Origin of the sequence: Acinetobacter sp. YH01022 (assembly GCF_013420235.1) — a bacterium.
Classification (GTDB): domain Bacteria; phylum Pseudomonadota; class Gammaproteobacteria; order Pseudomonadales; family Moraxellaceae; genus Acinetobacter.
On record NZ_VOYP01000060.1, the window covers coordinates 1 to 12360 of the forward strand.

Sequence of the window (12360 nt, forward strand, 5' to 3'; positions counted from 1 at the left end):
TTTTGATTCCTTTAGCAAATTCTGCTGCAAGGTCTTTTAGTTTTTGTTCGTTCATCATGTTGCCTGACTCCGTTGTGAATATGAACATAGCAAATTCAGGCAATTACACAATTTAATTTACAGTCTCAATTTGCATGTTAGAACCTATTCAAAGTCCGTATTTAATAGCTTCTCTTAGCGGATTTACTCATTTTCAAGCACTTGTAAGTAAAGCTCATCCGCTTTTTGAGCAATGGCTTTGCCATTCTCACGCATTTCTAATTCTTTAGCTACATAGGCTTGAATCGGTATGTTGTAATAGCCACCACCATAGTAGTCTTTAATGAGTTTCAAAGGCACTTCCACACCATATTCATCAAAAAGATTACGTCTGTAATTATATTCATGGATCGTATCCGCATAGGTCGGCAATCGGGGTAGATAGGTCAAGTGTGGTGTAGCAATTTCCATCTGCATCCATGTTTTCTGCTTCTTAGACCTGTACTTTAAAAAACGCTGTGCAAAATGGATAATCTGCCCTGCTTGGGAACGGCTTGCTTTGAAAACAGACCATGTTTCAACCATCAGGAATAGATTTTTAATGTCGGCTCGGTTCTTCTCTGCTAGAGAACTATTTTTTTGACTAGCCAATTTATTAATAGAATCAGTAAATTTAGTTTTAATTTTTTCAATACTTTGCTTTGTATATCGCCAAGTCCACGTATAAGCCCTTACTCTGTCTTTGTAGTCTTTTTCATCACCCAAGATGAGCTGTTTATAAGTCTTATGCGTATCTCTAAAAAGCTCCATAGTCACCAGGGCAGTAGGTTTGACAGCAATTGGATTTTTTAAGACAAATTGTTTTGGCTCATTATCTTTGAAGTAGTCTGCAATCAAGGTCTTTTCTGCTGAGATCGAATCAAGATCCCACTTAAAGCCTTTGTACTTCTCTTTAAGAGTCTGAATCTTCAAACGCTCCGACTCTTTGGCAAGTTTATTAATCTCAATACCGTTGAAAGTATTGAAATCTCTACTTGTAGGCGTAGTGAATAAGCAATACAGAAACCATTTATTTTCATTAAAGACATCTCTTTGCACGATCATCGTGCAAATAGGATGACCCTTTTCTAGGCGGTAAGAACGCTGTCTTGGTGAAATACCCAACTCATAACGCTCTGTCATCTTATCCAAAACGGATTCAATGGATTTCTTAGAACTGTCGTACTCAAAGCTGAAATAAAAATATGCGCCATTGGCAACATGGTCAGCGAGCCGTTGCATTGTAAATTTTGTGTGTGGACTAAAAATTATCATCCAAAATATTTCCAATCATTGTTATCAAGGGTTAATTCACAAAATACGCTGTTTTTTGATCAAAAACTAGCATTGTAATCGAGTAAAAGGATTTTTGGTTTTTAGCTGTTTTTTGCTTTTTCCATAGCGAAGCTATGGTGAACTTGCGAAGCAAGTTTTAAGGACTTCTAGACGGTGTTTGTAAGAGGGTAATAAGTAGTTCCATGCGAACGCACCTAGACAGCATATTTTTTGTGCATTATGATTTTCTCATCAGTTGTGAAGTGTGTCTGACCAACGCACCTAAAAGACCTAACCGTTTTTTAGTGTGCCGTTAGGCACACTAAAAATTTTGATTTTCAACAGCTCACAGTGGAAAGGTTGACAGCCTGAAAACTGCTTGACGAAGCGGACTGCTGCGGAAACGTAGCTCGGTACGCTTTGATGAGGGCTGATGAGGGGTGGCTTTTGCCTACCCTCAAATTCTACTCAATCCACTTCATTGTTGGTTCTTGAAGTTGGGCGACAAGGAAACGGAATCACCGAAAGGTGGCGAATGGGTTAAACCCCATTCTAGGCTGAAAGGGCTGAAATCCTGCTTTTGAAGAAATAGTGAGTGAAATCCATAGATGGAGAGTAGCGTTAATAACTACCGTTCTTCGCTGAATCTTTATGGTTTGGCGAGGTGCGTGGCACACACGATGGCTTCTGCGGTATTCGAGAGGGTACAGGCGATCAAGGTGAAAGCTGGCGAGAGTGGCACTTTTGGGTCAGGTGGTGAATTTGTCGTGATGACATTCCATTTTGGCTCGAAAGGTCGATGTATAGCTTAAACGTGTTAAAGGTGGGGAGAGATCCTCATCGACTGTGCTAAGTAAGTGTTCTACCCATGATGATATTTTTTAAGCTGCGGAATCGGTATTTTGGAACTGCGTACCGAAAAGCAAGGAAAAAGCTTAGAAACTTAGTGGATGAACGTACTGCTTGTTAAGACTTCAATTGATAACTTGGGACGCACTTTTATGTCATTAGGTTTTGTCACCTAAGTTTTTGAATAACTAAATTTTTAGTTATCGACATAGATGTGTTGGAGCGATCTTTAGTAGCGCATATAAGGCAGATTTTTGCCGAAGTTGTACTGTAATAATTCTGAATAAGTTGTTGTTTTTATTTGTAAAATAGATAGTAATCTATAATTACAGGTAAAATTGATAATCAATAAGAATTTTCTTTTGAGTTGTTTTATCAAAAGTTGGTTAAAAAACCATAGCTACCGTTGTCAGAAATGACTTGTTAAGGGAATCGTGGTTTTGCGAAAGAGTGATGTTGAGGCTATAGGGGACTGTAGTTGAGTGTGTTACTTCCTGCATGGTCATAGTGCTTGAAGGCTGTGGATTTAAAGCCACAGGAGAGTCAAAAAGGTTAAATGGGGATTGGTCTCCCCTGCTGTTCGAGTTGGTCGCTCGAACTAAACTAAACTTCTGAAGACATAGTTTTTCGAGGTTGTTATCCACCATAGGATAAATATTTTCTGATTTTATGAATAAAATTAGCGTTTTAAAGTTTGGTGTTGGTTGGTTGGCAATCGGCACTTCGACAAAATTTTACGGTGCATACGTTATAAGCATTTTTTAGACCCCCTCGGATATTCTTGCCAACAGAATATCGAAACGAGGTGGGTTGTCTAAATGCTCACCATTTGCGTTTTAAGGCACTTTAAACTAAAACCTATAGGTAGAATAGGAATGACCAATAAAACGCCAAATACAGCAAACCATGCGCTATAAATCCACATCTCTTGGTGTATCTTGCTCTCGATCTGTCATAAAATCTTCTAACCCTGTTGGGTCATCATGGTTTTTAAAGAACTCCTCCCAAGTTACTTCACAAAAGACACCATCTTCATTGGCTCTAAACCATCGTGGTTTGTTGAAGTTCTTCATCGAGAGAGAAACCAAATCTTCATCTTTTTTATCTTTGCTCATCTCAGATCCTCTTTAGCGAGTGTCTACGAGCGACACAACGAAAATTTGCGCCTAGACTCCCTGAAAAACTGCTTTTTAAAATATTTGCTTCAACAAATTGAAAGTAGATCACATGCTGATCTTTGCACCTAGACCGAGCGAAGCGAGCATAAAAAACTTATGAGCGAAGCGAATTCCGAGTTGCTTTTGCCTTTTCTTAAAGTAACAAGAATATTAACTAAAAATTGCCCCACGAATCGAGCGAAAGCGAGATTCAATAGAGTTTGAGCGTAGCGAAAACCAAGGGCAATTTTTCATTTATTTTTTCATTTACTAATTTTAAAAGCTTTATTAAAAGCTTTTAATAGCTTTTAAAAAGCTTTTAAAAAGCTTTACGGCCAGTCTCAATGTATTGCTATATCAGTGTTTCAGACACTAAAGTGGGGGCGAAATGTTAGGTTTTTGACTTTAAGTGGGGGCGAAATGTTAGGTTTTTGACTTTAAGTGGGGGCGAAATGTTAGGTTAGTGGGGGCGAAATGTTAGGTTAGTGGGGGCGAAATGTTAGGTTAGTGGGGGCGAAATGTTAGGTTAGTGGGGGCGAAATGTTAGGTGGTAATCAAGATATGCTTGACTTAATAAGTGGGGGTAAGTAGCATTGAAAATACCACCACATAATAGAAGAATAGTGATTTTAGATGGCTGTATCATTAAAGAAAATTAAAAATTTTGAGGAACATGACAAATCTCTTTTTCCTCTTTCAGCACCTGCCAAACGTTATCCAAAAGACTATGCTGTCTTTCAAAATATTTTCTGGCAATTGAAGCATGAGAAATCACCAAAAGACGATATTCTAAAATTGCTATTCTTTTTTAGCCCTAAAGTTCGGCTAGCATCAGATCCCAATGAAACAACAGAATTCACTGTAACAGCTAAAGAATATGCTGAATTGACGGGCTTAAAGCCAAGCAGTGCTTATGTAGCCTTAAACCGAGTAGTAGATGCTCTCTACGACCACAGTGTAGTTTTTTATCATCCTGGAAAAGATCGAGATATTCGAACAAGACTCATTAGTACATGCTCATACAAGGATGGATGTTTTTATATTTCTTTCACGCATTTTGCCCTATACATTATGTATGTTTTTAATAAACAAAATTCGTATACAAAATTTAAAGTTAAATCGGCTGTTGCCTTACATGGTCACGGTTTAAAACTTTACCCATTCTTGGTACAAAATGAATTTCGGTCTAATTTCGATGTATCCATCAAAGAATTAAAAAGTGCTTTAGGTCTGGCAGAAAATTCATACCCAGAATATAGAGATTTCAAAAGTACTATTCTTAAACCCCACATTGATGACATTAACTCTAAAACAGAACTTACTATTGAGTTTAAAGCAGTCAAGAAAGAAGGACGCAAAGCTAGTCATGTTAATTTTATAGTTAGAAAAAAGAAAACTATTGGAGCTAATCAACAAAGTGAAACTGGTAGTAACCAAGAGCAAAATAAAATAACTGCAAAAATGGTTTATTTAACGATAATTCAAAGTGAAGAATTGAGCTTGAGATTCAAAGAATCTGGTGAGACTACAGACGAATTAGTAGAAAGAATAAAAATTGATTTTAAAAATAACGAAGGTAATAGATGGATTGAAAAACTAGCAGAATTCAATATCGACTTTACTATTGAACAAAAAGTTTGAAAAATTGCTGCTATACCTAGAAAAGTACGATTTAATTCAAAATAAGATATATGTTCAGCTAAGATGTTCAGATGAACATGCTTAAACACGCGCTGAGGGATTACATTGAACAAAACAAAATTTAGCATAATGGACGCAAGTAAAGCTTTTAAAAAATCAAGAACAACAATCTATGAATCTATAAAAAGTGGTGAATTATCAAGAGATCATGATGGACTTATAGACTTATCGGAACTTATCAGAGTTTATGGCAATCCAGTCAGTGTTCAGTCCAGTACACGTACTGAACAAGTCCAGAAGGATGTACAGGTACACGTTCAGTCTGAAATTGAAAATGTATTAAAAGATCAAATTTCTTTACTCAAAAATCAGTTAGATTTAGCAAATCAAAGAGAAAAGTCTTTGATGCAACATATTGAAGATCTCACTCATAGAATTGAGTTTAAAGGCACGTTAGAACAGCCAAAACAAGAAAATACTAGTAAGCTAAATGAATCTACTAATCTAAATATAGCAACAGATCCTCGGCCAGAGATTGAGTCGAACTATGACGCATTGACTACTTTTGGGGAAGACAACAAGCGTATACCTATTCCTGAACACGTTGAACCGGAACCTAAAAAAAGGGGATTATTGGGCCGTTTAGCTCGGGCAGTTTTTACAGATGAGTAAGGTTTTATTGTTATTTTTAGCTAAACAAAAGTGTGGAACATTGCTTACTTATTAAGCGTGGAACGTGAAAAGTCATAAAAAAAGCCCAATCGGGTGTGATTGGGCTTTTCAATACGAAATAAACTATTGAATTAAAACAAATAATTTAGAGCATTTCGTATAAGGTGTATTATGTTAATTTTAGTAGAACTAATAAATCTATATATTTGAAAATGTCATTTTACTCAATTAAATACTCTTCAGATATTTCACACTGTTCAACAAAAAAATGATCATGTGAAACTAAAATTACAGCGCCCTGATATTGGCTAATAGCCTGCGATAGAAGCTCTCTAGACTCAATATCTAAATGATTTTCTGGTTCATCAAGCAATAATAAATCAATACCATCAGGATAGTGACTCATTGCTAATAATGCGACTTTCAATTTTTCACCACCACTCAGTTCTGATAGTTTTAATAAAGCTTTTTCACGACGAATACGTAACTGACCTAACAAATTTCTCCACTCAACTTCAGTAAGATTGGAGTTATAAAGTGCAAGGTTTTCGATTACGGATAAATCATTATTTAATAAACTAAAGTTTTGATCTAAATACAAACATGTTCCACTAAAGAAAATATCATCACGTTGATGGGTAGAAATCAATTTCAATAAGGTTGATTTACCAATTCCATTAGCACCTTTAAGATGGATTTTTTCGCCAGCTTTCAATGCAAAATTAATTTTATTTGTTGCTGTATGGGGTAGCTTTAAATCATGAATTCTTAAAATCTCTCCTTGCTTCGTACTCTGTAAGTGGAATTCAAACTTCTGAGCTTTGATTTTTTCTACAATGGTCTGCCTATTAATCAGACTATTTTTCAAATCATCAGTTTGTCGAGTTTGTTGGGCACGTAGCTTACCTAAGCTTTGTCCAGCATTTTCCTTTTTGAAATCTAGAAAAATCTTTGCTTGAGAATTAGAATCACGAAGTTCATTGCCTTTAGATTGACGTTTATTCGCTTTCATTAAGCTATCATGTTGCCGTTGTTTTAACTGCTTTAATTCTTTTTTCTCATTATTAATAGACTGAGTTAATGCATCCATGTGTAGCTGATGCTGTTGAATGTAATGCTCATAATTACCTTTGTAGTGTTGTAAGCCTAATTCAGTTAAAGCATAAATATGTTGGACTTGATTGAGTAATTGGCGATCATGACTAATCAGGCATACACCACTAGGGTGTGCCAAAATACTCTCAATTAACCATTGTCTAGATGTTGAGTCTAAATGGTTGCTTGGTTCATCTAAAAGTAGATAGTGATCCTTTTTTAAAAACAAACGACATAAAGCCAGCTTTGTTTTTTGTCCTTCACTCAGTTTTTCTGTTGGAAAGTTCAAATCCGTAGGTAAGTCAGCATTTTCAAGTATATTTTGCCATTTTTGTGGTAAATCCCAGGTATTTTCAACTAACTCATAATCATCAAAACTAGCTGTATTGTTCTCTATACGCCGAAAAGCATGATGTAAATGATCTACCTCTAATGCTTGTGCAATATTTTCAGCATTAAGGCGTTCTAATTGTGCCAAATAATCATGTTGGATATTCCATGAAACTTGACCACTATAATGAATATCTAAAGCTTGGCTTTGATCTAATATTCTGAACAATAGGGATTTACCTAAACCATTACGTCCAATTAATGCAGAAACCTGTCCTGATAAAAGCGTAATGTTTAGCTGATCAAACATTTTCTGTGTAGAAAATTCTAAATTTAAGTTTGAAGCAATACATGCATGTTGCATAAAAAATTCCTCATGTAGAGGATATGCAAAATAGTGAAGATTAACTTATAAAAAACAATATATTATTTAGGATATAAAGTAGAGACCAAGAATATATAGCCACAAGTAGAATCTATTTTGCACATCAAAAGTTTAAAAATAATGATGAGAAAATGACTTACTTCATTGGCGTTACTCTTGGGAGGATGATTTGAATAAGGTTATTTTATAATGATAAGACAATCTGTCAAGCTTGTACTAAAGCTTCTAAAAGTTATTTAACATAATGGCTGTTATACGAAACGAGAGTGTAAGCCCAAAGTAGAAATGTCCGGTTTCTCCAAAGTAAAAATGTCCGCTTTTAGAATATGCACTTTTGCAATTTTCTTAGCGGACGGTTTGATATGTTGGTGTCTATGTCGGATAAAGAACTTAAACGATTGTCGGTCTTACAGGAAATCTGTGATCAACGCATAACCCAGTCCCAAGCTGCTCAGCTACTTCATATTTCAGAGCGTCAGATCAGACGTTTATTGCAAAAATACAAAGCTCAAGGCCCAGCTGCATTAGCCCATGCCGGTCGTGGTCAAATCAGCAATTCCAGGCTTCCTGAAGAGCTCAGACTCAAGTGCCTCAATATTGTTTCTGATCAACTGCATGGTTTCGGACCCACTTTAGCGCATGAAAAGCTCACCACCGTTCATGGCTTTGATATTTCAGTGGAAACACTGCGTTCCTGGATGATTGCAGCCGATTTATGGATTCCTCGCGCCAAGCGTCTGAAACGCCCGTATCAGCCTCGTTATAACCGGGACTGTTATGGTGAACTGATCCAAATCGATGGCTCACACCATGACTGGTTTGAAGGTCGAGCCCCTAAATGCTGTCTGCTGGTATTTATCGATGATGCCACAGGCAAATTACAGCATTTACGCTTCTGTGAGTCGGAATCAACCTTTGACTATATGATTTCAACACGTTTGTATGTTGAGCAGCATGGTAAGCCTTTAGCCTTCTACAGCGATAAACATTCAGTCTTCAGGGTGAATCAAAGCAGTAAGAAAGACACCAAGATTACCCAGTTTGGGCGCGTACTCAGCACCCTGAATATCGATATTATCTTCGCTAATTCACCACAGGCCAAAGGCCGTGTAGAACGAGCCAATAGAACGCTTCAGGACCGTCTGATTAAAGAAATGCGTCTGGAAGGCATCAGTTCGATTGCCGAAGCCAATGCCTGGCTACCCTGCTTCATTGAGCAGTTCAATCAGAAGTTTGCCAAGATGGCCTTTAATCCCAAGGATCTACACCGGACTGTCACTGAAACAGCCGAAGAATTAGATGATATTTTTACCTGGCGTGAACCCCGCAGAGTCACGAATAGCCTGACGATCACTTATGATAAATGCGTATATCTCCTGGAAAACACGGAAGAAAACCAAAGATTGATTGGCAAGTATCTTGAGTTTCTGGAATACCCGGATAGTACAGTCGCGATTGAATATCAGGGAAGAAAAATCAATTACAGCATCTTCGATAAATTAAGTCAGCTCAACCAGCGAGAGATTGTTGAAAATAAACGTTTGGGTTCTGTATTAGCCCATATTCAACAGCAGCATGAAGAACTAGAACAACAAAATAAACGCAATCGTTCTCAAAAGATGCCAAGCAGACGTGCACAGAAAACAGCAATTCAAGAACGAAATCTAAATCCTGTGCTTGACTTGGAAATGTCCATATAGGACATTTCTATTTGGTTATTAGGTAGGACATTTCTACTTTGGAATAACAGAGAGTGTTAGAACCCATTTAAAGTGTCTATATTCTCACCAATAAAAATGTCCGGTTTCTCCGAGGTAAAATATGACTTTTGAACAAAAATAAGCCATTGTTTATTCTTTTTATTTCCAACAAAATTCCAGAACTCATCTACTTCGAGAGATTCATAATGACTTTGCTGAGGCTGAATTTCATAGGTTGATTCAGTTAAAGTACGTAAAACTTTACCGATACTGATGCGCTCAACTTCAGCAATATCTCGTATACCGCTGCCTCTGACCATCAACTGTAATATTTTACGAGTAATACCTGACTTACATCCTAGATAGCTCAGTGCATGATCACCAATAAACTGACGTTTACAGTCTTTGCACTGATAGTTTTGTTTCCCATCTACTTTGATACCATTTTTCTTTATACTATCACTGAGGCAGGTTGGACATTTGATTGCTAGAGTTATTTGCATTTCTCTATTTTATCAAAATCCAATCGGCTTTTTCTTCAGCATACTTTTTGAAACACTACCGAGGAGATTATTTATGACATTTAATAACAATGAAAATACACGTGTGTGGTTTATTACAGGTGCAAGCAGTGGACTAGGATACGAATTCACAAAAAAAGCATTGGAGTCAGGAGAGAAGGTTGTTGGTGTTGCTAGAAATATTGAAAAACTGAATGAGTTAAAATGCCAGTTTGAAGGAATGTTACTTCCTTTAAGTCTTGATGTTACTGATAGAAGTGCTGTTTCGACTACAGTGGAAACTGCCATTAAACATTTTGGAAGACTCGATATTGTCATTAACAATGCAGGGAATATGGTAATGGGAATGATTGAAGAATTTAGTGAAGATGAAGTTAGAAGCCAAATGGAAACTAATTTCTTCGGTACAGTATGGGTAAGTCAAGCTGTTATGCCGTACTTGCGGGCACAAGAATCAGGTCATATTATCCAGATATCTAGTATTGGTGGACTGATTAGTGGTCCAATGTCGGGAATCTATAGCGCTAGTAAATTTGCTTTAGAAGGATTTAGCGAGGCTTTAGCACAAGAAGCTGCACATTTTGGTATAAAAGTATCTATCGTAGAACCTGGAGGTTACTGGACGAATCTATACTTAAAAATGAGTTTTACTACACAGAAAAAAGAGTATGATTCATTACGTGAAAAGTTGGCCCAACAATATTCAAACGAATCGGTGGATAGTGATCCTAAGTTAGCCGCCGAAGCTATAATGAAACTGGTTAATAGTGAGAATCCGCCTCTCCGATTAGTTCTGGGAAGCCTTGTATATGATTTAGCTGTTGAAAATGCAGAAAAACGTATATTTACATGGAAAGAGTGGGAATCAGTCAGTCGTTCTTCGGAACATGGGATTCCTGCACCAGAAGGATACGGAATAATTGAGGAATAGAAACCCTAAGAAATAAACTCTCTAAACTACAAAAACTAATTAATGATTTAATATGTTTATTAACTTAATCGCTAGAAAGGGAGGCGATTGTATGGAATTGATAAAAATGAGAGGAATAGAAAAATATTTTGGAGGCAAGCTTCTTTTTACTTTTGATAAATTAACTGTTTTTAAGAACGATATTATTGGTGTAGTCGGGTTAAACGGAAGTGGAAAAACGACGTTGTTGGAGATCATTAACAATGATATAGCTCCTGACAAGGGAAATGTTGAGGTTAAGGGAGATATCTCTTATTATAAACAATTCGGTCAATACCACGAATCAGTAGATTCTTGGCAATTGAAAGAATTTCGCTCCAGCTCAACAAGGTGGTGTTTCAAAAAGTATGCTGACATTAAATGAAGCCATTATTGATGTAAAAAAAGGTTAAGTCGAAAGCTTTAAAATGGTTTTCAATCTTTTTTGAAAAATTGAGCCTGTAAATAATTTTGTGTAATTGCTTTTCATAAATTTAAAGGCGATTGCTTAAGCGGTCACCGAATTCAATAATAAAGCGGCTCATGGCTAAACGCCAGTCGCGAATAGGCATATTCCACTTTTTAGACGCTGCATCAATTGCCAGGTAAATCACTTTACGTACAGAATCATCCGTTGGAAAGACTTTACGCTTTTTGATCGCCTGACGTATTACGCTGTTTAATGATTCGATCGCATTGGTGGTATAGATGGCTTTGCGTATCTCGGCTGGATAAGCAAAGAAGGTATTTAGATTCTCCCAGTGTGTACGCCAGCTTTTGCTGATCTGTGGGTACTTGTCATCCCATGTTTGGGCGAATTGATCCAAGGCCATCAAGGCTGCCTCTTCAGTAGGTGACTGATAAACGGCTTTTAAATCCTGAGTGACCGCCTTGTAATCTTTCCATGATACGTATTTCAAGCTGTTACGCAGCATATGGATAATGCACAGCTGGATATGGGTTTGCGGGTATACGCTGTTAATGGCATCAGGAAAGCCTTTTAGTCCATCCACACAGGCGATCAGAATATCCTGCAACCCTCGGTTTTTAAGCTCAGTCAGGACATTCAGCCAGAACTTTGCACCTTCATTCTCAGCCATCCACATGCCGAGCAGTTCTTTCTGTCCATCAAGATTAATGCCTAAGGCAAGGAATACAGCCTTGTTGATAACACTGCCATTATGACGGACTTTAACTACAATACAGTCCATATAGACGATGGGATAGAGTGCATCCAGCGGACGGTTTTGCCATTCAGCGACTTGCTCCTTAACAGCATCAGTCACCTTGGAAATAAGCGTTGGCGATACATCAGCATCGTACATTTCTTTGAAAGTAGCCACGATTTCACGGGTAGTCATGCCTTTGGCATAAAGGGATAGAATTTGGCTATCCATTTGCGTGATACGAGTCTGATTCTTTTTAATTAGCTGTGGCTCAAATGTGCCATCACGATCTCGTGGTGTGGTGATCTCAATCTCACCATCATCGCTCAGCACGGTCTTACTGGAATAACCGTTACGAGCATTTGAACCGTTCTTACGAGCATTCTTTTCATGTCCGAGATGTTCGGTAAGTTCGGCATTGAGAGCCGTTTCAACAGTGAGTTTAGTCAACAATCGGGTGAATTGATTGAGATCGTCTTCTGTTTTGATTCCTTTAGCAAATTCTGCTGCAAGGTCTTTTAGTTTTTGTTCGTTCATCATGTTGCCTGACTCCGTTGTGAATATGAACATAGCAAATTCAGGCAATTACACAATTTAATTTA

The 12360-nt window shown here is 37.3% G+C and carries 10 protein-coding genes and 2 pseudogenes; 6 read left to right on the plus strand and 6 right to left on the minus strand.

The window, feature by feature from the left end; genetic code table 11:
- Positions 1-183 precede the first annotated feature (183 nt).
- Positions 184-1260 (minus strand): hypothetical protein, encoded by a 1077-nt coding sequence (locus tag FTT87_RS14420; protein WP_225531288.1) that lies wholly within the window; start codon positions 1258-1260, stop codon positions 184-186.
- Positions 1261-1961: 701 nt separating this feature from the next.
- Between FTT87_RS14420 and FTT87_RS14425 the strand changes: the two genes are divergently transcribed.
- Positions 1962-2105 carry a hypothetical protein gene (locus FTT87_RS14425; RefSeq protein ID WP_180015695.1) on the plus strand — a complete coding sequence of 48 codons (144 nt, stop codon included), beginning with the start codon at positions 1962-1964 and terminating at the stop codon, positions 2103-2105.
- Positions 2106-3053: 948 nt separating this feature from the next.
- Here the strand turns inward: FTT87_RS14425 and FTT87_RS14430 are convergent.
- Complete coding sequence (locus tag FTT87_RS14430; RefSeq protein WP_004968112.1) at positions 3054-3257, minus strand: hypothetical protein; 204 nt, start codon at positions 3255-3257, stop codon at positions 3054-3056.
- Between the two features lie 675 nt (positions 3258-3932).
- Between FTT87_RS14430 and FTT87_RS14435 the strand changes: the two genes are divergently transcribed.
- Both FTT87_RS14435 and FTT87_RS14440 read left to right on the plus strand, forming a co-directional pair.
- A complete protein-coding gene (locus FTT87_RS14435) occupies positions 3933-4940 on the plus strand; it encodes a replication initiation protein (RefSeq protein ID WP_004967300.1) in 1008 nt (335 codons plus the stop codon).
- Positions 4941-5045: 105 nt separating this feature from the next.
- Entirely contained in the window at positions 5046-5612 is a 567-nt protein-coding gene (locus FTT87_RS14440) for a plasmid replication DNA-binding protein (protein ID WP_225531289.1), read from the plus strand.
- 220 nt (positions 5613-5832) lie between these two features.
- On the opposite strand, the gene FTT87_RS14445 is transcribed toward FTT87_RS14440, so the two are convergent.
- Complete coding sequence (locus FTT87_RS14445) at positions 5833-7401, minus strand: ATP-binding cassette domain-containing protein (protein WP_159124549.1); 1569 nt, start codon at positions 7399-7401, stop codon at positions 5833-5835.
- Between the two features lie 395 nt (positions 7402-7796).
- Between FTT87_RS14445 and FTT87_RS14450 the strand changes: the two genes are divergently transcribed.
- Positions 7797-9122, plus strand: coding sequence for an ISNCY family transposase (locus FTT87_RS14450; RefSeq protein WP_111886140.1), 1326 nt, complete (start codon positions 7797-7799; stop codon positions 9120-9122).
- 134 nt (positions 9123-9256) lie between these two features.
- On the opposite strand, the pseudogene FTT87_RS14455 reads toward FTT87_RS14450, so the two are convergent.
- A pseudogene (locus FTT87_RS14455) lies at positions 9257-9625 on the minus strand (IS1-like element ISAba3 family transposase); the annotation flags it as partial.
- 73 nt (positions 9626-9698) lie between these two features.
- Between FTT87_RS14455 and FTT87_RS14460 the strand changes: the two are divergent.
- Together FTT87_RS14460 and FTT87_RS14465 are read left to right on the plus strand one after the other, a co-directional pair.
- Positions 9699-10574: an SDR family oxidoreductase gene (locus FTT87_RS14460; RefSeq protein WP_078081115.1), complete on the plus strand. Its 876-nt coding sequence runs from the start codon at positions 9699-9701 to the stop codon at positions 10572-10574.
- A 91-nt stretch (positions 10575-10665) separates the two neighbouring features.
- On the plus strand, positions 10666-10977 hold the full coding sequence (locus tag FTT87_RS14465) for an ATP-binding cassette domain-containing protein (RefSeq protein ID WP_180044481.1): 312 nt from the start codon (positions 10666-10668) through the stop codon (positions 10975-10977).
- Here the strand turns inward: FTT87_RS14465 and FTT87_RS14470 are convergent.
- Positions 10970-11047: pseudogene (locus FTT87_RS14470) on the minus strand (IS1 family transposase); the annotation flags it as partial. The gene FTT87_RS14465 and the pseudogene FTT87_RS14470 overlap by 8 nt on opposite strands.
- Positions 11048-11086: 39 nt before the next feature.
- Entirely contained in the window at positions 11087-12295 is a 1209-nt protein-coding gene (locus FTT87_RS14475; RefSeq protein WP_130136427.1) for an IS256 family transposase, read from the minus strand.
- Positions 12296-12360: the final 65 nt, after the last annotated feature.